Source organism: Mycobacterium sp. 236(2023) (genome assembly GCF_029623955.1).
In the GTDB taxonomy this organism is placed as follows: Bacteria; Actinomycetota; Actinomycetes; order Mycobacteriales; family Mycobacteriaceae; genus Mycobacterium.
Window position 1 is genome coordinate 217482 of sequence record NZ_JARSBP010000004.1, and the last position, 21693, is coordinate 239174.

Sequence of the window (21693 nt, forward strand, 5' to 3'; positions counted from 1 at the left end):
GCGTCCAGACGCCGACCGGGTGACGACGTAGACTTTCTGAGGTCGAGAGGCGTTGCAACGGTTAACCGGGGGCTTGGTTCTCCCGTGGGACCGCCACGCTCGGCAGAGTCAAGGACGCCTTCCGTTATGGAAGGAATGCTTGTGACCTCCCCTGATCTGAAAGCGGACCACGGTTCCGCAACATTTGAGCCGAACATCCGGCCCGACTGCACCGACGAGCTGACGGCAGCACTGCGGCAGCGGATCGTGGTGATCGACGGCGCAATGGGCACGGCAATCCAGCGGGACCGCCCCGATGAGGCGGGCTACCGCGGGGAGCGGTTCAAGGACTGGCCGAGCGATCTCGTCGGCAACAACGACCTGCTCACGCTGACGCAGCCCCAGATCATCGAAGGTATCCACCGCGAGTATCTCGACGCGGGCGCCGACATCCTGGAGACCAACACATTCAACGCGAACGCGGTCTCGCTGTCCGACTACGGCATGGCCGAGCTCAGCTACGAGCTGAACTACGCCGGCGCCGCCCTGGCCCGAAAGGCCGCTGACGAGTTCAGCACCCCGGACAAGCCCCGCTATGTCGCCGGCGCTCTGGGGCCGACCACGCGGACGGCGTCGATCTCGCCGGACGTCAACGACCCAGGGGCCCGCAACGTCTCCTACGACCAGCTGGTCGCCGCCTACCTCGAAGCGGCCAACGGGCTGGTCGACGGTGGTTCCGACATCCTCATCATCGAAACCATCTTCGATTCGCTGAACGCGAAGGCGGCGGTGTTCGCAGTCGAGACGCTGTTCGAGGAGCGCGGCCGCCGCTGGCCGGTGATCATCTCGGGCACCATCACCGACGCGTCGGGACGAACATTGTCCGGCCAGGTCACCGAAGCGTTCTGGAACGCCATCCGGCATGCCAAGCCGCTCGCCGTCGGACTCAACTGCGCCCTGGGTGCGCCGGAGATGCGACCCTACATCACCGAGATGGGACGGATCGCGGACACGTTCGTGTCCTGCTACCCGAATGCGGGCCTGCCCAACGCATTCGGTGAATACGACGAATCGCCGGAGCGTCAGGCCGGCTACATCGCCGAATTCGCCGAGGCCGGTCTGGTGAACCTGGTGGGAGGCTGCTGCGGGACGGCACCGCCCCACATCGCCGAGATCGCCAAGGTCGTCGAGGGTAAGACTCCCCGTGAACTGCCGAGCATCGACGTGGCCACCCGGCTGTCGGGCCTCGAGCCGCTCAACATCACCGACGACTCGCTGTTCGTCAACATCGGTGAGCGCACCAACATCACCGGTTCGGCCCGGTTCCGCAACCTGATCAAGGCCGAGGATTACGACACCGCGCTGTCGGTGGCGCTGCAGCAGGTCGAGGTCGGTGCACAGGTCATCGACATCAACATGGACGAAGGCATGATCGACGGCATCGCCGCGATGGACCGGTTCACGAAGCTGATCGCGGCCGAGCCCGACATCAGCCGCGTTCCGGTGATGATCGACTCCTCCAAGTGGGAGGTCATCGAGGCGGGTCTGAAGAACGTCCAGGGCAAGCCGATCGTCAACTCGATCTCCATGAAGGAGGGCGAGGAGAAGTTCATCCGTGAGGCGCGGCTGTGCCGCAAGTACGGCGCCGCGGTCGTCGTGATGGCGTTCGACGAGCAGGGTCAGGCCGACAACCTGGAACGCCGCAAGGAGATCTGCGGGCGCGCCTACCGGATCCTCACCGAGGAGGTCGGCTTCCCGCCCGAGGACATCATCTTCGACCCGAACTGCTTCGCGCTGGCCACCGGCATCGAGGAGCATGCGACCTACGGCATCGACTTCATCGAGGCCTGCGCCTGGATCAAGGAGAACCTGCCCGGAGTGCACATCTCCGGCGGTATCTCGAACGTGTCGTTCTCGTTCCGCGGCAACAACCCGGTCCGCGAGGCGATCCACGCGGTGTTCCTGTTCCACGCCATCAAGGCCGGTCTGGACATGGGCATCGTTAACGCGGGTGCGTTGGTGCCCTACGACTCGATCGACCCCGAGCTGCGGGACCGCATCGAGGACGTCGTCTTGAACCGTCGCGAGGACGCCGCCGAGCGGCTGCTGGAAATCGCCGAGCGGTTCAACTCCAAGGAAAAGGGTGAAGACCCTGTCGCGGCCGAATGGCGCAACCTCCCTGTCCGCGAACGGATCACACACGCACTCGTCAAGGGCATCGACGCGCACGTCGACGACGACACCGAGGAGTTGCGCGCGGAGATCGCCGAGGCGGGAGGGCGCCCGATCGAGGTGATCGAGGGCCCGCTGATGGACGGCATGAACGTCGTCGGTGATCTGTTCGGCTCCGGCAAGATGTTCCTGCCCCAGGTCGTGAAGTCGGCGCGCGTGATGAAAAAGGCCGTGGCGTACCTGCTTCCGTTCATCGAGAAGGAGAAGGAGCAGAACGGTACGGCTGCAGCCAAGGACACCAACGGCACCATCGTGATGGCGACCGTCAAGGGCGACGTCCACGACATCGGCAAGAACATCGTCGGAGTTGTGCTGCAGTGCAACAACTTCGAGGTGATCGATCTCGGAGTGATGGTGCCCGCTCAGAAGATCCTCGATGCGGCCAAGGAGCACGACGCCGACATCATCGGGCTGTCCGGCCTGATCACCCCATCGCTGGACGAGATGTCCAACTTCGCCGTCGAAATGGAGCGCGAGGGGCTGGAGATCCCGCTGCTGATCGGCGGTGCGACCACCTCACGCGCGCACACGGCGGTGAAGATCTCGCCGCGTCGCAGCGGTCCGGTGGTCTGGGTCAAGGACGCGTCGCGCTCGGTGCCGGTTGCCGCCGCGCTGCTCGACGACAAGCAGCGTCCGGGACTGCTGGAGGCCACCGCGGCCGATTACGCGGCGCTGCGGGAACGGCACGCTCAGAAGAACGAGCGGCCGATGCTGACGCTGGAGAAGGCGCGCGCCAACCGGACGCCGATCGAGTGGGACGGCTACGCGCCGCCGGTGCCCGCGCAAGGGGTCGGCGTTCGGGAGTTCCTCGATTACGACCTCGCCGAGCTGCGGGAGTACATCGACTGGCAGCCGTTCTTCAACGCCTGGGAGATGAAGGGGCGCTTCCCCGACATCCTCAACAACCCGGCGTCGGGGGAGGCGGCCCGCAAGCTGTACGACGACGCGCAGGCGATGCTCGACACGCTGATCAAAGAGAAGTGGCTGACCGCCAACGGGGTGATCGGTTTCTTCCCGGCGAACGCCGTCGGTGACGACATCGAGGTCTACACCGACGATTCGCGCACCGAGGTGCTGACCACGCTGTACAACCTGCGTCAGCAGGGCGAGCACCGCGACGGTGTCCCGAACAAGTCCCAGGGTGATTTCATCGCCCCCAAGGACACGGGTCTGGCGGATCACGTCGGCGCCTTCGCCGTCACCGCGGGCCTGGGCAGCGCCGACAAGATTGCGGAGTTCAAGGCGGATCTCGATGACTACAGCGCGATCCTGCTGGAGTCACTCGCCGACCGCCTGGCCGAGGCGTTCGCCGAGCGGATGCACCAGCGGGTCCGCACGGAGTTCTGGGGATATCAGCCCGACGAGCAACTGGACAACGAGGCGCTGATCGCCGAGAAGTACGTCGGAATCCGGCCGGCACCCGGCTACCCGTCCTGCCCCGAGCACACCGAGAAGGCCACGCTGTTCGACCTCTTGGACGTGACGAAGCGGACTGGTATCGAGCTGACCGAGTCGATGGCGATGTGGCCGGGAGCCGCTGTGAGCGGCTGGTACTTCTCGCATCCGCAGTCGCAGTACTTCGTGGTGGGACGGCTGGCGCAGGACCAGGTCGCGGACTACGCGAAGCGCAAGGGCTGGACGCTGCAGGAAGCCGAACGCTGGCTGGCGCCCAACCTGGGCTACAACCCGGAGGACTGAGTCCGCTGTGGCGAAGGTGTTCGCGGGTATCGACGAGTCGCTGCGTGCGTTCATCGGGGCGCAGGCGATGTTCTTCGTCGCCACCGCCCCGTCAGACGGCGGCCGGGTCAACCTGTCGCCCAAGGGATATCGCGACACCTTCGCGATACTCGATGAGCACACCGTCGCCTATCTCGACCTGTTCGGCAGCGGTGCGGAAACCATTGCGCACCTGCGGGACAACGGCCGGATCACGCTGATGTTCTGCTCCTTCGACCGCAATTCGCGGATCCTGCGGCTGTACGGAACGGGGCGCGTGGTCCGCCCCGACGACGCCGAATTCTCCCGGCTGCTCCCGCATTTCGGCGAGCTGCATCCGGGGACCCGGTCGGCGATCGTCGTCGACGTCGACCGGATCGCCGACGCCTGCGGATATGCGGTGCCCTATTACGACCTGGTCGACGAGCGGCCCGTTCTCGACGACTTCCACGCGAAGGTGGACGGCGAGAAGTTCGCCCGGCGGATCACCGGCGACAACGGCCACAGCATCGACGGCCTGCCGGCGCTCGACCCCGATCACCCGCTGCCCCCGCCGCGTCACTCTTGAGCGATTTGGGCGTAGTTGGTCAACGTCAGCGTGACCAACTACGCCTGAATCACGGAAGATTGCGCCACACCCGCGCCGGCGTCATCGGCAGGTCGCGGACCCGGGCGCCGCACGCCCGCGCGATCGCGTTGGCGAGCGCCGGCGCGACCGGGTTGAACGGCGACTCGCTCATCGATTTGGCTCCCAGCGGTCCGAGTTGGTCGTAGGTGTCGGTGAACAGCACCTCGGTGACGGGCACATCGGCGAGCTGGGGGATGTGATAGTTGCGCAGCGTTTGCGTGCTCACCACGCCGTCCGGCCCGATCAGCATCTGCTCGTACAGCGCGGACCCGATCGCCTGCGCCACACCGCCTTCCACCTGTCCGCGGCACTGCTCCGGGTTCATCACCGTGCCTGCGTCCGCGGCCTGCACCGACTGCAGAATGCGCACCTCGCCGGTCGGGGGATTCACCGCAACCCGGAAACCGTGGACATTGAACACGACCGAGCGAGGCGAGCCGTTGTGGCGGCCATGCCCGGTCAGTGGCGGCAGTTCCGAGAGCTCCACCAGCCGGCTTGCGCACTGGACTCCGTGGGGCGTCAGGGTGCAGTTCTGGGCGCCGACACCGGTGAGCTCGGCTGCGGCGTGAACTATCTGGCTCCGCAGGTCGCGACAGGCCAGCATCACCGCGTTGCCCGCGACGACCGTGCCCGTCGAGCCGAACGCTCCTGTGTCGTAACCTGTTGCCCGCGTGTCTGATTGGGCGATATCGATGCGGTCGGGGGTGGTGCTGAGTTCTGTGGCGGCCAGCTGGACATGCACCGTGGTGGTGCCGTTGCCGAACTCGGCGGTGCCGATGGCCAACAGATAGCCGCCGTCCCGTGTCGTCGTCACGGACGCGTCGCAGAAGTGGCCGCTGGGCGGAATCGTCGCGATCATCGCCGCCGCCATCCCCTCGCCGACCAGCCAACCGTCCGGCGCCGCCACTCCGGTGCCGTCGCGCAGTGCCTGCTGCGCCAGGTCGAGACACTGATCGAGGCCGTAACTGCCATATGTGAGATCCTCGCCGGCCTCGGACTTGTTGTGCGCGTCGACGAAATCATCACCCGGCACAACCACATTCGTGCGGCGGAAGTCGAACGGATCCAGGTCAAGTCGCAACGCCAGCTCGTCGAGTGCCGATTCGAGCGCGAAGGTCATCTGGCTGAGCCCGTACCCGCGGAACGCCCCTGACGGGAGGTTGTTCGTGTAGACGGCGCGGGCGTCCACCCGTTTGTTCGGGCAGCGGTAGAGCGCCACCGACTCGCAGCCGTGGAACATCACGCCGATGCTGTGGTTGCCGTAGGCACCGGCGTCCATCAGCACATCGACCGCCAAGGCGGTCAGCACACCGTCGGCCCCCGCCGCCGCGGTCACGTCGATGCGGTAGGGGTGCCGGCACGGAGCCGCCGTGAACTGGTCGGATCGGGTGAACTCGTAGCGCACCGGCTGACCGAGCCGGAGCACCGCGAGCGCGACGATGTCCTCGACCAGCATCTCCTGCTTGCCGCCGAAACCGCCACCCACCCTGCGCGTGAAAACCTGGACGTCGTCGCGTTCGAGTCCGAACAGGTGGCACAACTCGTCGCGGACGAGGAACGGCACCTGCGTGCTGGACCGCAGCACCAGCCGGCCCTCGTCGTCCCGCCACCCCGTACAACCGTGGGTTTCCAGGTGCGTGTGCTGCACGCGCTGCGTGGTGTAGCGCTGCTGCACCACCGCACCTCCGGTGGCGGTCGCCGCGGCGATCCCCGCGGCGATGTCACCGACGCCCCCGTGCACCTCGGCGACGAGGTTGCGGGTCGGGTCGGCGATGCGCGAGTCGGTTCCCTTGTCGCAGTGCAGCAATGGGGCTCCGGGAGCGGCGGCCGCCTCCGGCTCGAACACCGCAGGAAGCTCGTCGTAGACGACCTCGATGGCGCGACAGGCCTTCTCGGCGATCGCCACCGAATCGGCGACCACGGCGGCGACCCGCTGTCCGACGAAGCGCACCGTGTCGTCGAGGACGAAGGTGTCGTCGGGATCGTCGTGCCGATTCTGGTGACGCGCGGTCGAGAAGGGCACGGCGGGGCTGTCTCGGTGGGTGAGGACAAGGCGGACGCCGGGAATCGCCTCGGCCGCTGCGGTGTCGATGGCGGCGATCCGGGCATGTGCCACCGGGCTCTTCAACACCGCCAAATGCAGAAGGCCCACCGGCGTGAAGTCCATCGTGTACTGCTCGGTCCCGGTCACCACCCGCATCGCGGCCGGCGCACCGACCGACCGGCCTACCCCGCCGGACTTCTCGACGTTGATCGTGCCGCTCAGTGCGTCGGTGATCGCGCGATAGCCGGTGCAGCGGCAGAGGTTCCCCTTCAAGGACTGCGGCAGGTCGGCCAGTTGCTCGTCGGGCAGCGATGCCGCCGTGGTGATCATTCCCGCTGTGCAGAAGCCGCATTGGAAACCACCGGCGTCCATGAACCGGCGTTGCATGGGATGCAGGTCGTCCGGTGTCCCGAGGCCCGCGACGGTCGTGACGTCGCGGCCGTCGGCGCGAAACGCCGGGAACACGCAGGAGTGCACGGCTTGACCGTCGACCAGGACGGAGCACGCGCCGCAGTCGCCGGAATCGCACCCCTTCTTCACCTCGAAGCGGCCGTGCTCGCGCAGATAGGTGCGCAGGCACTGGCCGGGACCCGGAACGCCCTCTGTCTCTTCACCGTTGACGCGGATGCTCACGTCAGCTCCCGACGGATCTGTTCGGCCAGGACCAGCGACACCCCGCGCCGCCAGTCGGGGTCGCCGTGGGCGTCGCGAGTCCACGCATCGCCGGGGATAACGGCGTGCGCTGCCGCCAGTTCGGACTCGGTGGGCGCCGCCGGGAAGCGGAAAACGAACGGTCGCACGGTGGCCGCCGTGATGGAAAGCACGAAGCCGCCGCCGACATCCCGTCGACCGATCACGACGATGCCGGACCTGCCCAGCGGTGACGGCGCAACTTTGCGGTAGGCCGTGGTGGACCGTAATGCACTGGCAGGCAACCACACCGAACGAAGAACGTCTCCCGCACCCATCACGTTGGTGCCGGCACCTGTGACGAACTCGGTGACCGGCACCCGGTAGTCACTGCCGTCGGGTCGCCACACGGTGAGTTCGGCGTCCAGAGCCGAGGTGAGCGAGATCATCGCCCCCGCAGGCAGGCACAGGAAGATGTTGCCGCCCACGGTGGCCGTCGCCCAGATCTTGAACGACGCGAGCAGGGCGGTACAGCACTGGTGGAACAGCGGGGCCGCGTTCCAGTCGGGCCGGTCCCGCGCCAGTTCCTGCGACAGCCGCGAGACGTCGGCGACAGTGCAGGTCGCGGCCAGCTCGATTCCGTCGTCGGTGACGGTGACCGACGTCCACCCCAACCGGGTGATGTCCACCAGCGCCCGGACATTCGGCTGAGGCTCGGAGAACAGCCAGGTTCCGCCGGCGAGAATCGAGTCACCCGGCTGCAGCGGCCACAGGTCATCGCGGCGGGTTGGGGAGCGTGTCGACTCGACGGTGTTGAGGTCCATGGATTCAGCTGATCGGGGTGACGGGTCCGCCCATGATGTTGCCGACGATACCGCGGATGATGTTGCTGCCGTCCTCGTTTCGCAGCTCGTCGTACCACTGCGCCGTGGTACCGGGGTCCTTGGCATGCGTCACGTCGCAGCGTTTCCGCGCGCGCAACACCAGGTCTCCTGCGCGGTCGGCTCGTGCCGCCTGGTAGGCGAGCAGAGCTCCTTGGGGGTCTCCCGGCCGATCCTTGAACGCCCACTGCAACGACACCGCGTCCTCCATCGCCGAACACCCGCCCTGGCCGATGTCGGGGGTGGTGTTGTGCGCCGCGTCGCCGAGCACCGCGACGCGGCCGCGCACCCAGGTGTAAAACGGGTCGAGGTCGAGGATCTCGACGCGGTTGGTCGCCGTCGGGTCGAGCGTGTCGATCAACACCTGAACCCCGGGGGCCCAGCCCCGGAAGTGCTCGCGCAGAACCTCACGAGCGCTGCCTTTGTCGTAGGGGGTGCCCTGTGGCTCGACGACGTCGAAGAAGTAGTAGAACCTCCCGTCCGACACGGGCATCACCGAAACCCGTTTTCCGTCACCGACATAGGTCGTCCACTCGGTGGCGGGCCCGATGCGCTCGTCGACGTCGACGAGTCCGTTGAAGTTGACGTACCCGGCGTAGCGGCGGGTGACGGGTCCGCCGAGGACGTACTCGCGAGTGATCGAGCTGGCGCCATCGGCGCCGATGATGACGTCGGCACTCACCGTCGTCCCGTCCGCGAAGGTGGCCGTGGCCGCCTCGGGGCCGTCCGTGACGCTGACCATCTTCATGCCGAACTTGATGTCGTCGGCACCGTAGGCCTCCATCAGCATCAGCTGCAATTCACCGCGGGCGATGGGGTAGGGGCGCTGCCCGACTTCCTCGATCAACGGTTCCAGCGAGAAGCGGCACATCGTCTCACCGGTGTGAGCGTCGACGTAGCTCATCGAGTCGACGATGCCGCCCAACCGGGCGGTCTGCGCCTCCAGACCGAGATAGTTCAGGCATTTCACGCCGTTCGACCACACCGAGATCGCCGCACCGACAGGCTTGTTCTCGGTGATCCGGTCATAGACCTCCGTCTCGATCCCTATCTGGCGCAACGCGATCGCCGCGGTCAGACCGCCCATGCCCGCCCCGATGATGACTGCCTTCACATGCGCTCCTCGTCAACTGCCGCGGTAGGTGGAATAGGCGTACGGAGACAGCAGCAACGGGACGTGACAGTGCGCATCGGCGTCGGTCACTTCGAAGGCGATCACCACCTCGGGGTAGAAGGCGGCAACGTCGATCGATGCGAAATAGCTTGCTGTGTCGAAGAACAACCGGTAGACGCCCGGCGTCAGAGCACCGGACACGGCCTTGACGCGACCGTCGTCATCGGTGATCGCCGTGGCCAGGACAGCGGACGCGGTATCCGAGAGCGTCACCGTGACCCCGACGGCGGGAGTTCCGGTCACGGCGTCGAGGACATGGGTGCTGAGCGTGGTCATGCGGTCTCCTTTGACAGCAGGCGGTCCAGCCGGAGGCGGTTGATCTTGCCGAGTTCGGAGCGCATCACGCGCCGCTCGGTGTCCGGGTCGTTGCCGAGTCGGTCGGTCAGGATCGCCAGCAGTTCCTCGGCGGTGCGGCCGCTGGCGCACACCAGGTACACGTAGCCGAACCGCTCCTCGTAGGCTCGATTCTTCTCGGCCAGCTCGGCTTTCACCGAATCGTCGGCCGAAGCGACCCGCGCCTGCTCCTGTGCCGAGCTCGCGTTGTCGGCTCTGGCGCCGATGCGCGGGTGCCCGTCGAGCGCGGCATCCAGAGCGGAGTCGGGGAGTTCGGCCAGCACGCGTTCGGCGCGGTCGAACAGGGCGTCGGCATCGCGGAACGGTCCGCCGGCCAGCACGCGGCGCGCCCAGATCGGTGACGAACACACCTCGTAGAGCAGGTGCATGCGCTGCCGTTCGGTGAGGCGATTGAATCCTTCGATTCCGAGAATGGCCATCTACTGGAGTTCGTTGAGTCGGCTGAACCGTGCCGCCGCAATCGGATTGGCGTCGGCCACCAGATCGCTGAACCGGTAGTTGGCGATCTTCTCGACCTCGATCAGGGCGAACGCCCGTTCGGCCGCAGGGGAGTTGTCGATACGTGACCACCCGTTCTTGATCACCCGGTCGAAATGCTCGGTCTCGCGGGCGCAGATGATCAGCGGGAAGCCGAAGTGTTCGCGGTACGCGGCGGCCAGTTGCACGACATCATTGTGGTCGTCCTCGTCGAGGTTGGACAGCGCGACATGGTCGACCGCCAGGATCTGGCCCGTCTCGTCCTCGGCTCCGAGGTCGTGGAACGCGTTGAGCAGCTCCAGTTGCTGGTCGGAGGTCCCGGTCAGCACCGCGTCCTGGAACGCCTCGCGCAGTGCCTTCGTGTCGGCGAACGGGCGCTGCTCGAACGCCCGCTCGACAGCCCACGGGACACCCTGCACGACATGGCCGAACACCTCGGTGAAGCGTTCCTTCGTCATGGCGTTGACCTCGTCGAGGGTGATCGAACCGCCACCGGCGACCCGCGGTCCGTGACCGCCGGTGTGGAAGAACACGATGTTCAGCAGGATCGCGCTGACCGCGCCGATGCTGATGCCGCTGCCGAAGATCAGGTCGAGACCGGTCGGCATGGCCTTGGCGATGTCGGGATAGGACGTCACCCACAACGCCAGCGCGAGACTGGTGGTCACGATGATCAGGTTGCGGTGGTCGGTGAAGTCGACCTTTCCGAGCGTCTGGATGCCGACGACGGCGACGGTCGCGAACAACGTCAGCGCGGCTCCGCCGAGGACGGGGTTCGGGATCGACGCGACGATGGCGGCGACCTTGGGCAGGAAGCCGAGCAGGATCATGATGACGCCCGCCGCGGCGACCACCCAGCGGCTCTTGACGCCGGTCAGGCGCACGAGACCGACATTCTCGGAGAACGCGGTGTACGGGAACGAGTTGAAAATGCCGCCGATGGTGGTGGCCACACCGTCGGCGCGCAGCACGTTGCCGATATCGGAGGCCTTGACCCGCTTACCGACGATCTCCCCGGTGGCGATGGTCGACCCCGTGGACTCCACGGCCGTGATCAGCAGCACGATGATCATCGTCAGGCACGCGACGACATCGAACTTGGGCATGCCGAACAGGAACGGCTGGGTGAACCCGATCGCCGAGGCTTCCCCGACGCGGTCGAAGTTCATGTCCCCCAGCGCAAAGGCGACCGCGCAACCGATCACCAGGCCCAGCAGAACGGCGATGGTGGCCAGGAAGCCGCGGAACAGGCGCTGGATCGCGACGATGACGGCGATCGTGCCGAGCGCATAGAGGAACCAGCGGATGTTGGTGGGATCGACGTCGTGGGTGTGTGGGTTGGTGACCGCGTCCAGGGCTCCGACGGGCACGAGGCACAGCCCGATGATCGTGATCAGCGTCCCGGTCACCACCGGGGGGAAGAAGCGCAGAAGTTTGATGAAGATCGGCGCGATCAGGAACGTGAACACGCCGGCGACGATCACCGCGCCGTACACGTACAGCATGCTGGCCGAGCCGCCACCGTTGGCGAGCCCGATCGCGATGATCGGCGATACGCCGGCGAACGTGACGCCCTGCAACAACGGCAGTCGCACGCCGATCTTCCACACACCGACGGCCTGAAGGATCGAGGCGATGCCACAGGTGAACAGGTCGGCTGTGATGAGCTTGACCAGTTCTTCCTGGGACAGTCCGACGGCGCCGGCGATGATGATCGGCACCAGCACCGCACCGGCGTAGAACGCGACGACGTGCTGGAAACCGTAGGTGGCCAGCTTCGGGATCGGCAGGACCTCGTCGACCGGGTGGACACGGGTGGCCTTACCGGACGAAGCCTTCGGTGGTGCCGTCATCGGTCAAGGATCAGGCAGGTCACAGTGCTTCGCACGGCGGACGGTTAGCGCGGTGTAACAACCGCATGACAGAATGGCTTCCGTGCGAGCGGTGCTGTGGGACATGGATGGAACGCTCGTCGACTCCGAAAAGCTGTGGGATGTGTCACTTTCCGCGCTGTATGCGTCCTACGACTCGGCGATGAGCCGGGAGACGAGGACGGCGTTGGTCGGGGCTTCGGCCGAAGAGACCATGGTGACCGTCTACTCGGAAATCGGTTTGGAACTGGATCCGGCCGCGATGGCGGAATCGATCCGCTGGCTCCACGACCACACCGCGGGGTTGTTCGACGAAGGCCTGCCGTGGTGTGCCGGAGCCCGAGAGATGCTGGAAGCCCTTGTGGCGGAACGTACTCCGATGGCACTGGTGACCAACACGGCCCGCCCGCTGGCTGAGCGTGCGCTCAACAGCATTGGGCGGCACTACTTCTCGATCACCGTGTGCGGCGACGAGGTGCCCAGCGGGAAACCCGCACCCGACCCCTATCTCCGGGCGGCCGAACTTCTCGGGGTGCCACCTGCCGACTGTCTCGCCGTCGAGGACTCGGTGACGGGAACCGCCGCGGCCGAGAAGGCCGGTTGCGCCGTGCTCGTGGTGCCCAACGACGTCCCCGTGCCCGGGGGTCTGCGCCGGCGGCACATCGAATCGCTGGCCGGTCTCGGGGTCGCCGATCTGCGCCGCATCTACGCCGAGATCGACCGCGAATTGCGCGAACGAAGCGCCTGACGGACGAGTAGTCCCACTCACTTTCGGGAACACCCCCGGCTGTCAGACTCGAGTGCTTGAATGTGATTCGTATCACGCAACGTGGCGGGAAAGGTCGTCTCATGGCCGGTCAGGGTGGTCCAGTCGGGGAAAGCCCGGAAATCTTCGAGGAAGGCCAGGACTTCTCGTCCGGCAAGACCGCGGTGCGGATCGCCTCGGTGGCTGCGCTCGGCGGCCTGCTCTTCGGTTACGACAGCGCGGTGATCAACGGAGCGGTGGACTCCATCCAGGAGGACTTCGGGATCGGCAACGCCGAGCTCGGCTTCGCGGTCGCCTCTGCCCTGCTCGGTGCCGCGGCCGGCGCGATGACCGCAGGCCGGATCGCCGACAAGATCGGCCGCATCGCCGTCATGAAGATCGCCGCGGTGCTGTTCCTCATCAGTGCCTTCGGCACCGGTTTCGCGCACGAGGTGTGGACGGTCGTGCTGTTCCGCATCGTCGGCGGTATCGGTGTCGGCGTCGCCTCGGTGATCGCGCCCGCCTACATCGCCGAGACGTCGCCGCCGGGCATCCGAGGCAGACTCGGCTCGCTGCAGCAGCTCGCGATCGTGTCGGGCATCTTCTTGTCGTTCGCGATCAACTATCTGCTGCAGTGGCTCGCGGGCGGAGCCAACGAGCCACTGTGGCTCGGGCTCGACGCGTGGCGCTGGATGTTCCTCGCCATGGCCCTGCCCGCCGTCCTCTACGGGGTGCTGGCGTTCACGATCCCCGAGTCGCCGCGCTATCTCGTTGCCAGCCACAAGATCCCGGAAGCCCGGCGCGTGCTCAGCATGCTGCTCGGTCAGAAGAACCTCGAGATCACCATCACCCGCATCAAGGAGACGCTCGACCGCGAGGACAAGCCGTCCTGGAAGGACATGCGCAAGCCCACGGGCGGGATCTACGGCATCGTCTGGGTCGGCCTGGGCCTGTCGATCTTCCAGCAGTTCGTCGGCATCAACGTGATCTTCTACTACAGCAACGTGCTGTGGCAGGCCGTCGGATTCAGTGCCGACCAATCGGCGATCTACACCGTCATCACGTCGGTCATCAACGTGTTGACGACGCTGATCGCGATCGCGCTGATCGACAAGATCGGCCGCAAGCCGCTGCTGCTGATCGGCTCCTCGGGGATGGCGGTCACGCTGATCACGATGGCGGTGATCTTCGCCAACGCGACGGTCAACCCGGACGGCACGCCGAGCCTGCCCGGGGCATCGGGTGTGATCGCCTTGATCGCGGCGAACCTGTTCGTCGTCGCGTTCGGCATGTCGTGGGGCCCGGTGGTGTGGGTGCTGCTCGGCGAGATGTTCCCCAACCGGATCCGCGCCGCTGCCCTCGGCCTGGCCGCCGCCGGGCAGTGGGCCGCGAACTGGCTGATCACGGTCACATTCCCGGGCCTGCGGGACCACCTCGGCCTCGCCTACGGCTTCTATGGGCTGTGCGCCGTTCTGTCGGGTCTGTTCGTCTGGAAGTGGGTCATGGAGACCAAGGGAGTGTCGCTGGAGGACATGCACGGCGAGATCCTGCACGGAGACAAATCCGCGGCGCACTGATCCCACGCTGGGCGATGGCAATCCGTTTGCCCTCGCGTGACAGAATTGCCCAACGTGAAGACCTTCGATGCGCTGTTCGCCGAGCTGAGCGAACGGGCACGCACACGTCCTGCCGGTAGCGGAACCGTCGCCGCACTCGACGGCGGCGTGCACGGCATCGGCAAGAAGATCCTCGAAGAGGCCGGTGAGGTGTGGCTGGCCGCCGAACACGAGAGCGACGACGCCCTCGCCGAGGAGATCAGCCAGCTCCTCTATTGGACCCAGGTCCTGATGCTCTCGCGTGGCCTGTCCCTCGACGATGTGTACGGGAAGCTCTGATCGTGCTCAGAGTCGCCGTCCCCAATAAGGGGGCACTCAGCGAGTCGGCGTCGGAGATCCTGTCGGAGGCCGGCTACCGCCGCCGCACCGATCCCAAGGACCTGACCGTCGTCGACCCCGCGAACAACGTCGAGTTCTTCTTCCTGCGGCCCAAGGACATCGCCATCTACGTGGGCTCTGGCGAACTCGATCTCGGCATCACCGGTCGCGACCTGGCTGCCGATGCCGACGCGCCGGTGCAGGAGCGGTTGGCGCTCGGTTTCGGTTCGTCGACGTTCCGCTACGCCGCTCCCGCAGGCCGGGACTGGCAGATCGGCGATCTGGCGGGCAAGCGGATTGCGACGGCTTATCCGAACCTGGTGCGTAAAGACCTGGCCGACAAAGGAATCGATGCCACAGTCATCCGCCTCGACGGTGCTGTGGAGATCTCCATCCAGCTCGGGGTGGCCGATGTCATTGCCGACATCGTCGGATCGGGACGCACCCTCGGGCTGCACCATCTGGTGGCATTCGGTGAGTCGCTGTGTGATTCCGAGGCGATTCTGATCGAGCGGGCCGACTCCGATCCCGATCCCGCCCGTGATCAGCTCGCGGCCAGGGTGCAGGGCGTGGTGTTCGGCCAGCAGTACCTGATGCTCGACTACGACTGTCCCCGAACGGTGCTCGAGAAGGCCACCGAGGTCACGCCCGGCCTCGAATCGCCGACCATCGCGCCGCTGGCAGACCCGGCCTGGGTGGCCGTGCGCGCCCTCGTGCCCCGCAGGGACGTCAACTCGATCATGGATGAGCTCGCCGCGATCGGCGCGAAGGCGATTCTGGCCTCCGACATCCGGTTTTGCCGCTTCTGATCTAGATCGCTCGCGGCGTCGTTCGCCGTGTTAGCGTCGCCGAAGTCCATCCACCGCATGGAGGTTCGATGACGCAGGTTCTGGCTCTGATACTGGCCTTGTTGATCGGTGTGATCGCGGGCTCGCGGGCCATGACGGCCCCCGCTGTGGTGGCGTGGGGTGCGATGCTCGGCTGGATCGACGTCACCGACAAGTGGTCGGAGTGGATGGCGCATCCGATCACCGTCACGGTGCTGACCATCCTGATGGTCGGGGAACTGATCACCGACCAGCTGCCGAAGACGCCGAGTCGCAAAGTTCCCGTGCAGTTCGGCACGCGCCTGATCACCGGTGGCTTCGCCGGCGCCGTCATCGGCAGCGCGTTCTTTCACACGTTCTCGGCCACCGGAGCCGGCGTCGTGGGTGCGGTGCTCGGCACGATGGCCGGCGCAGCGCTTCGCACCAAGCTGTTCGAGGCCAATAACGGCAACGACCGGCCCGGCGCGTTCCTCGAGGACGCCGTCGCCGTCGCCGGCGGCTTCCTCGTCGCATTCCTCGTCAGCTTCGTCTGACCGATGACCCAGCACTTCGACGCGATCATCATCGGCGCGGGGCAAGCCGGCCCTCCGCTCGCGGCGCGGCTGACCGCCGCCGGGCAGACTGTCGCGATCATCGAGCGCAAGCTCGTCGGCGGCACGTGCGTCAACTACGGTTGCATCCCCACCAAGACGCTCGTCGCCAGTGCTCATACCGCCCATGTCGCGCGCCGCGGCGCCGAATTCGGCATCGGCACCGGCGAGATCACCGTCGACATGGCCGCGGTCAAAGCCCGCAAGGACAAGATCAGCGGCGGCGACCGCGAGGGAGTCGAATCCTGGATCGACGGGATGGACGGCGCGACGCTGATTCGCGGGCACGCCCGCTTCGAGAGTCCCCACACCGTCCGCGTCGGCGACCAACTACTCGAAGCCGACCGCATCTTCCTCAACGTCGGTGGCCGCGCCGTCGCCCCTGACATGCCCGGGCTCGCCGACGTCGACTACCTGACCAACGTCGGCATCCTCGACCTCGACGTCCTGCCCGAGCATCTGGTGGTCATCGGCGGTAGCTACATCGCGCTCGAGTTCGCCCAGATGTACCGGCGGTTCGGGGCCGAGGTCACCGTCGTCGAGAAGGGTCCCCGGCTGACCAGCCGCGAAGACGAAGACGTGTCCGCGGCGATCAGAGACATTCTCGAGGCCGAAGGCATCACCGTCGTCGTCGGAGCCGACGCGATCAGTTTCGCCAAGCACGGCAACGGGATTGCCGTCACACCGCGCGCCGGCGCGGAGCCGATTGTCGGCAGCCACGTGCTCGTCGCGGTCGGTAGGCAACCCAATACCGACGACCTCGGGCTCGAGCTCGCGGGCGTCGAGACCGACAGCCGCGGCTATGTCGTCGTCGACGATCAGTTACGGACCAGCGTCGACCACATCTGGGCGATGGGCGACTGCAACGGCAAGGGCGCCTTCACCCACACGTCGTGGAACGACTATGAGATCGTCGCCGCGAATCTGCTCGACGACGATCCGCGCCGGGTCAGCGACCGCGTCACCACCTACGCGCTCTACATCGACCCGCCGCTGGGGCGTGCCGGGATGACGGCCGACGAGGTGCGCAGGTCGGGCCGAAAAGCGTTGGTGGGCAAGCGTCCCATGACTCGGGTCGGCCGCGCGGTGGAGAAGGGCGAGACGCAGGGCTTCATGAAGATCGTGGTCGACGCCGAGACCGAGGAGATCCTCGGGGCGTCGATTCTCGGCGTCGGCGGCGACGAGGTCGTGCACCTGATTCTCGACGTCATGACCGCGAAGCTGCCCTACACGGCGATCTCGCGCACGATGCACATCCACCCGACGGTCAGCGAACTCGTTCCGACGATGCTGCAGGAACTCAAGCCGCTGACGTAGCCGCGCGCAGCAGCCGCAACTGGCCGATCTCCGAGGCGTTCTTGGTCAACTCGACCGTCACCCACAGTGCGGTGTCGGCGACGGTGCGTCCGGCCTCAGCGCCCCACGGGAATGTCGCGGGGTCCGCTAACTTCAACCGAGGCAGCGTATTTCGCCATACAACGGCACGCTCGCGGATACGCGCGACGGCTGCTTCGCCAGTCCCGGGCCAGGTCACGTGAGCGGCGGATGCAGGCGCCTGACCGTTCAACGAGTCGATCGCCGCGCTCCACCAGAAGTCGATGTGCCACGTCAACCACGCGATCGTCGGCACCGGTATCGGATCGGGTTCCACGTCGGCGAAGTCCGCGTGCCACAGCCCGGCGGAGTCGCGGCGCACGGTCCAGCAGTGTTCTGCAGGCTCCCAGAGGAAGTCGTCGTCGCCGAGCGCGGCCAGGTGCAATTCGGTCAGCGCCCACGCGATGTCGAACTGGCGAGTTATCTCGTCGATCATCCCCGGCGCTGCACCAGCAGGGTCTGTGCCGACGTCCCGATGAAACCGTCGCGGTCGAAGAGCTCGGCGGTCGTCACCCCGATCCCGCCGGGACCGATCGACCCGCGGGCGCGCACCCCGAAGTCCTGGCCCGCGGGCAGGCGATGGAGATGAACCACGGTGTCGGTGTTCATGAACAGGAACAGCTCCGGATCCAGTGCCGCACCGATGCCGTTGGCGGAGTCCACCACCATCGCGAGGCGCTGCAGCGACGTCGTCGGCTCTGAATCAACCAGCGGCACAATCGGACTCAACCACGCGACGGACGCACCGTCCTGATCGGGCTGCCCGCGCCAGCTGATGGCTTCCAGATAGCCGGGCGCGCCCTGCCACGCGTGTGTGACCGCCGAGGACCCTCCCTCGACGAGCGGTGGGTACCGGTCGGTGACCGCGTCGCGAGTGTCGCTGGGCGCCAACAACCATGCGGTGACGCGTGCGACCGCGCGGCGCTGTCCGTCCGGCCGGTCGGCCAGCATCTCGGCCGACATCATCGCGATCCGGCTGCCCGGCCGGTCGACCCGGGCCCGCACGCGCACCGTCGTCACCGGGATCGCGCCGAGGATGTCGAGCGTCAGCCGGCCGACGCGGAGTCCGGTGCCGGCGGCGAGGTCCTCGATCGCCTTGGTCAGCAGGGCCAACGGCGGGGATCCGTGCTGTATCTGGGGATCCCAGTTGCTCCGGGTTCCGTCGGTCGACTCGAAGACCGAGAACTCACCGTCGGTGCCCACCCGGCGGAACATGCAGTCGATCACGCGGCCGGCTCTGCCCGAAGAACCGTGTCGGGGTCACCGTCGTCGATGACCTGCGGCCAGCCCGGGTACGGCGGGGGAGTGCCGCCGAATACGGGGCAGTGCGCCTGATGGGCACACCAGTTGCACAGCCGGGACGGGCTGGGGCGGAAATCGCCTGTGGCTCCGGCGGATTGGATTGCCCGCCAGATCGCCGTCAACGTCTTCTCGAAGCGCTCGAGCTCGTCGAGGTCGGGGGTGTAATCCAGCACCTGCTGGTCGGCGAGATACAGCAACCGCAGCCGGGCCGGCAGCACCCCACGCGAGCGCAGCAGTGCCACGGCATAGAACTTCATCTGGAACATCGCCTTGAACTCGGCCAGGGCCCGCGCGGCGGGTGGAGCCTTGCCGGTCTTGTAGTCGACGACGCGCATCTCCCCGGTCGGAGCGACGTCGATGCGATCGACGAAGCCACGCAGCAGCGTGCCGTCGGCGAGCTCGACCTCGACGCGCTGTTCGCAACTCTGCGGGTCGAAGCGTGTGGGGTCCTCGAGCCGGTAGTACCCCGACAGCAGCGTGCGGGCCTGCTCCAGCATCTCGGCCCGGATCTCCGGCTCGAATTCGTCGGCCAGCGAGGGCTGCTCGGCGACGATCTGCTCCCACGCGGGAGTGATAAGCGCCGTCGCGTTCTCGGGGACACGCTCAGCCGCGGGCAGTGCGTACAGCTGCTCAAGGGCGGCGTGTACGACCGAGCCGCGCACCTGCGCCGTCGACGACGGCTCCGGCAGCCGGTCGATGGCGCGGAACCGGTACAGCAGCGGGCACTGCTTGAAGTCGGCGGCACGCGACGGCGACAACGCGGGGCGTCTCACCGGCTTGTCCATGTTTGTCACAGTAGGACTGCGGCCCGACATTCCCCGGCAACCCGGGCGCGAACGCGGGCGCGTCTACTGGCAGGCTGAACAACCGTGCGCAGAACCGGTCCGTTTGCCGAGGGTGATCGAGTACAGCTCACCGACGCCAAGGGCAGGCGCTACACGATGCTGCTCAAGCCCGGCGGTGAGTTTCACACCCACCGCGGCATCATTTCGCTCGACAGCGTCGTCGGGCTGCCCGAAGGCAGCGTCATCAAGTCGACCAACGGCGACCAGTTCCTCGTCTTGCGACCGCTGCTCGTCGACTACGTGATGTCGATGCCGCGCGGCGCCCAGGTCGTCTACCCGAAGGACGCGGCGCAGATCGTGCACGAGGGCGACATCTTTCCCGGCGCGCGGGTGCTGGAGGCGGGTGCGGGCTCCGGCGCGCTGACGTGCTCGCTGCTGCGCGCGGTGGGCCCCGACGGCCTCGTCACCTCCTACGAGGTCCGCGAGGATCACGCCGAACACGCCCAACGCAACGTGGAGACGTTCTTCGGTGAAGCGCCGCCCAACTGGAACCTGGTGATCGCCGACCTGGCCGACTACGACGGTCCCGAGGTGGATCGGGTGGTGCTCGACATGCTGGCGCCGTGGGAGATTCTCGGGACGGTCGCACAATCTCTCGTCGCGGGAGGTGTGCTGATGGTCTACGTCGCCACCGTCACCCAGCTGTCCAAGACCGTGGAGGCGCTGCGGGAACAGCAGTGCTGGACGGAGCCGAGGTCGTGGGAGAGCATGCAGCGCGGCTGGCATGTGGTCGGCCTGGCTGTGCGCCCGGAGCACACGATGCGCGGACACACGGCGTTCCTGATCAGCGCCCGCAAGCTGGCTCCCGGTGCGGTGGCGCCGGTTCCGCTACGCAAGAAACGGCTGCCCTGACGCGCTCGCTGTGTCGCCGAGTTCTGCTCGGTGGTCGTCAGTGCCGGCACGCAACAGCCCGTGTGCAGATCTCGCGACGTCAGCGCGGCGGAGTCGGGGCGGGCGGCGGTGGAGGCGGCGGCGGTGGGGTTTCGGCATCCAGTTGGAGCAGCAGATCCGCGGTCTGCCGGGTCAGGCGCCACGAACCGTCCGCGGGGGCGAACTCCATCGGATAACGGAACTCCCCGCCGTCGGGATTGGCCATCTTGATGACCATGGTCGCCACGACATTGCCCGGGGCCGACTGAGACCATGCGAGATCTCGGGCCTCGAACGTCAGGGGCAGCGCCGCGTTGTCGCGAAGCGCGATGGCGAAGCGATCGAGGCCCGGCGCCTCGTCCGGCGTGCCTCGTTCGATCAACGTGATTTTTTGGTCACCCGGCACGGCTGGGTCGGACAGCCGGACCATCACGTCGGTCAGCGCGTTGGCCGGTGGCAGCGGTGGCCCACCCGGGGAATCTGGGATCGGATCCGGATGAGCGGTCGAGGACGAGGCGGCGGCCGGCGCAGACGGTGTGGCGGCCGGGTGCTCGTCCGAGGAACACCCACTCAGCCCGAACGCCGCCACAATGACTGTGGCGGCGCTCAGGACACGAATGGGGAAAGCGATCAGCCGACCGCGCTGAGAAGACCCAGAGCAGACTGCTTCGAGATCTGCCATCCGGTGGGGCTCGGGCCGGCGACGAACATGACGTTCTGGGTCGCGGCGGCACCCGTCTGCGCGGTCGCGGTGACGTTGGCCGTGGCCACGGGGCCGTTCTGGTCGATGTCGGCGACCACGAAGTTCAGCGGGAAGTACCCCTGCGCTGCGGCGTTGGCATAGCTGTTGTCAGCGACCCTCGCCTCGATGCGGCCGAGGCCCCCCTGGATGTAGGAGGACTTGCCCCCGGCGAAGGATCCCGGCCCTGACAGCGCTGCCAGCGTCGACACCAGCGGACCCTGCAGGTCAGGCGCCGGAGCGGCGGGCAGGGGCGCGGTGAACGCGGCAGGTGAGGCACCTGCGATCCCGGCGCCGATTGCAATCGAGGTCACACCCGCGGCCGCACCACCGACCAATGCGGCGGCTGCTGCCCCAGCGGTCAGGCTGGTAACGAGGGATTTCAGGGTCACGGCTGTCCTTCCGTTCGGCCGAACTGATCTACAGAGGCTAACAGTGTTGCTGGTGTGTCGAATTCCTAGAGCACACACAATGACTGAAT

General features: G+C 66.9%; 20 protein-coding genes. 9 read left to right on the forward strand and 11 right to left on the reverse strand.

The window, feature by feature from the left end:
* Window positions 1-135: 135 nt before the first annotated feature.
* Together metH and P9A17_RS18110 are read left to right on the forward strand one after the other, a co-directional pair.
* Window positions 136-3909 carry a methionine synthase gene (gene metH / locus P9A17_RS18105; protein WP_278040577.1) on the forward strand — a complete coding sequence of 1258 codons (3774 nt, stop codon included), beginning with the start codon at window positions 136-138 and terminating at the stop codon, window positions 3907-3909.
* A 7-nt stretch (window positions 3910-3916) separates the two neighbouring features.
* A complete protein-coding gene (locus tag P9A17_RS18110) occupies window positions 3917-4495 on the forward strand; it encodes a pyridoxamine 5'-phosphate oxidase family protein (protein WP_278040079.1) in 579 nt (192 codons plus the stop codon).
* A gap of 49 nt (window positions 4496-4544) precedes the next feature.
* On the opposite strand, the gene P9A17_RS18115 is transcribed toward P9A17_RS18110, so the two are convergent.
* The 6 genes from P9A17_RS18115 to P9A17_RS18140 are packed head-to-tail and all read right to left on the reverse strand — an operon-like array spanning window position 4545 to window position 11968.
* Entirely contained in the window at window positions 4545-7232 is a 2688-nt protein-coding gene (locus P9A17_RS18115; protein WP_278040080.1) for a molybdopterin cofactor-binding domain-containing protein, read from the reverse strand.
* Window positions 7229-8053 (reverse strand): FAD binding domain-containing protein, encoded by an 825-nt coding sequence (locus tag P9A17_RS18120; protein ID WP_278040081.1) that lies wholly within the window; start codon window positions 8051-8053, stop codon window positions 7229-7231. The genes P9A17_RS18115 and P9A17_RS18120 overlap by 4 nt, the downstream gene beginning before the upstream one ends.
* Window positions 8054-8057: 4 nt before the next feature.
* Window positions 8058-9224, reverse strand: coding sequence for an FAD-dependent urate hydroxylase HpxO (gene hpxO / locus P9A17_RS18125; protein ID WP_278040082.1), 1167 nt, complete (start codon window positions 9222-9224; stop codon window positions 8058-8060).
* 12 nt (window positions 9225-9236) lie between these two features.
* Window positions 9237-9560, reverse strand: coding sequence for a hydroxyisourate hydrolase (uraH, locus tag P9A17_RS18130; protein ID WP_278040083.1), 324 nt, complete (start codon window positions 9558-9560; stop codon window positions 9237-9239).
* The gene (uraD, locus tag P9A17_RS18135) at window positions 9557-10057 is read right to left on the reverse strand and encodes a 2-oxo-4-hydroxy-4-carboxy-5-ureidoimidazoline decarboxylase (protein WP_278040084.1); all 501 of its coding nucleotides are present in this window, start codon (window positions 10055-10057) and stop codon (window positions 9557-9559) included. The genes uraH and uraD overlap by 4 nt, the downstream gene beginning before the upstream one ends.
* Window positions 10058-11968 (reverse strand): solute carrier family 23 protein, encoded by a 1911-nt coding sequence (locus P9A17_RS18140; RefSeq protein ID WP_278040085.1) that lies wholly within the window; start codon window positions 11966-11968, stop codon window positions 10058-10060.
* 82 nt (window positions 11969-12050) lie between these two features.
* Between P9A17_RS18140 and P9A17_RS18145 the strand changes: the two genes are divergently transcribed.
* From P9A17_RS18145 to P9A17_RS18170, 6 genes are all read left to right on the forward strand, one after another.
* Entirely contained in the window at window positions 12051-12734 is a 684-nt protein-coding gene (locus tag P9A17_RS18145) for an HAD family hydrolase (protein ID WP_278040578.1), read from the forward strand.
* 101 nt (window positions 12735-12835) lie between these two features.
* Entirely contained in the window at window positions 12836-14308 is a 1473-nt protein-coding gene (locus tag P9A17_RS18150) for a sugar porter family MFS transporter (RefSeq protein ID WP_278040086.1), read from the forward strand.
* A gap of 36 nt (window positions 14309-14344) precedes the next feature.
* Window positions 14345-14626, forward strand: coding sequence for a phosphoribosyl-ATP diphosphatase (locus P9A17_RS18155; RefSeq protein ID WP_278040087.1), 282 nt, complete (start codon window positions 14345-14347; stop codon window positions 14624-14626).
* A 2-nt stretch (window positions 14627-14628) separates the two neighbouring features.
* Window positions 14629-15474, forward strand: coding sequence for an ATP phosphoribosyltransferase (gene hisG / locus P9A17_RS18160; protein WP_278040088.1), 846 nt, complete (start codon window positions 14629-14631; stop codon window positions 15472-15474).
* A gap of 68 nt (window positions 15475-15542) precedes the next feature.
* On the forward strand, window positions 15543-16025 hold the full coding sequence (locus tag P9A17_RS18165) for a DUF4126 family protein (protein WP_278040089.1): 483 nt from the start codon (window positions 15543-15545) through the stop codon (window positions 16023-16025).
* A gap of 3 nt (window positions 16026-16028) precedes the next feature.
* Entirely contained in the window at window positions 16029-17399 is a 1371-nt protein-coding gene (locus P9A17_RS18170) for an FAD-containing oxidoreductase (RefSeq protein ID WP_278040090.1), read from the forward strand.
* On the opposite strand, the gene P9A17_RS18175 is transcribed toward P9A17_RS18170, so the two are convergent.
* The 3 genes from P9A17_RS18175 to P9A17_RS18185 are packed head-to-tail and all read right to left on the reverse strand — an operon-like array spanning window position 17383 to window position 19543.
* A complete protein-coding gene (locus tag P9A17_RS18175) occupies window positions 17383-17892 on the reverse strand; it encodes a DinB family protein (protein ID WP_278040091.1) in 510 nt (169 codons plus the stop codon). The two genes, P9A17_RS18170 and P9A17_RS18175, sit on opposite strands and share 17 nt — an antisense overlap.
* Window positions 17889-18683 (reverse strand): thioesterase family protein, encoded by a 795-nt coding sequence (locus P9A17_RS18180; protein ID WP_278040092.1) that lies wholly within the window; start codon window positions 18681-18683, stop codon window positions 17889-17891. Before P9A17_RS18180 ends, P9A17_RS18175 begins: the two co-directional genes overlap by 4 nt.
* A complete protein-coding gene (locus tag P9A17_RS18185) occupies window positions 18680-19543 on the reverse strand; it encodes a RecB family exonuclease (RefSeq protein WP_278040093.1) in 864 nt (287 codons plus the stop codon). The genes P9A17_RS18180 and P9A17_RS18185 overlap by 4 nt, the downstream gene beginning before the upstream one ends.
* Before the next feature lie 84 nt (window positions 19544-19627).
* Here P9A17_RS18185 and P9A17_RS18190 point away from each other — a divergent pair, with 84 nt between their 5' ends.
* Complete coding sequence (locus P9A17_RS18190; protein WP_278040094.1) at window positions 19628-20455, forward strand: tRNA (adenine-N1)-methyltransferase; 828 nt, start codon at window positions 19628-19630, stop codon at window positions 20453-20455.
* Between the two features lie 79 nt (window positions 20456-20534).
* Here the strand turns inward: P9A17_RS18190 and P9A17_RS18195 are convergent, their stop codons facing one another.
* Window positions 20535-21062, reverse strand: a complete 528-nt coding sequence (locus tag P9A17_RS18195) for a hypothetical protein (RefSeq protein WP_278040095.1) — start codon at window positions 21060-21062, stop codon at window positions 20535-20537.
* Window positions 21063-21103: 41 nt separating this feature from the next.
* Window positions 21104-21604, reverse strand: a complete 501-nt coding sequence (locus P9A17_RS18200) for a hypothetical protein (RefSeq protein WP_278040096.1) — start codon at window positions 21602-21604, stop codon at window positions 21104-21106.
* Window positions 21605-21693 lie beyond the last annotated feature (89 nt).

Bases quoted from the DNA above. Each gene is read 5' to 3' on its own strand.
- uraD (WP_278040084.1), bottom strand. From the start codon at position 10,057: ATGGCCATTCTCGGAATCGAAGGATTCAATCGCCTCACCGAACGGCAG.
- P9A17_RS18150 (WP_278040086.1), top strand. From the start codon at position 12,836: ATGGCCGGTCAGGGTGGTCCAGTCGGGGAAAGCCCGGAAATCTTCGAG.
- P9A17_RS18140 (WP_278040085.1), bottom strand. From the start codon at position 11,968: ATGACGGCACCACCGAAGGCTTCGTCCGGTAAGGCCACCCGTGTCCAC.
- P9A17_RS18165 (WP_278040089.1), top strand. From the start codon at position 15,543: ATGACGCAGGTTCTGGCTCTGATACTGGCCTTGTTGATCGGTGTGATC.
- uraH (WP_278040083.1), bottom strand. From the start codon at position 9,560: ATGACCACGCTCAGCACCCATGTCCTCGACGCCGTGACCGGAACTCCC.
- P9A17_RS18175 (WP_278040091.1), bottom strand. From the start codon at position 17,892: ATGATCGACGAGATAACTCGCCAGTTCGACATCGCGTGGGCGCTGACC.
- P9A17_RS18170 (WP_278040090.1), top strand. From the start codon at position 16,029: ATGACCCAGCACTTCGACGCGATCATCATCGGCGCGGGGCAAGCCGGC.
- metH (WP_278040577.1), top strand. From the start codon at position 136: ATGCTTGTGACCTCCCCTGATCTGAAAGCGGACCACGGTTCCGCAACA.
- P9A17_RS18185 (WP_278040093.1), bottom strand. From the start codon at position 19,543: ATGGACAAGCCGGTGAGACGCCCCGCGTTGTCGCCGTCGCGTGCCGCC.
- P9A17_RS18120 (WP_278040081.1), bottom strand. From the start codon at position 8,053: ATGGACCTCAACACCGTCGAGTCGACACGCTCCCCAACCCGCCGCGAT.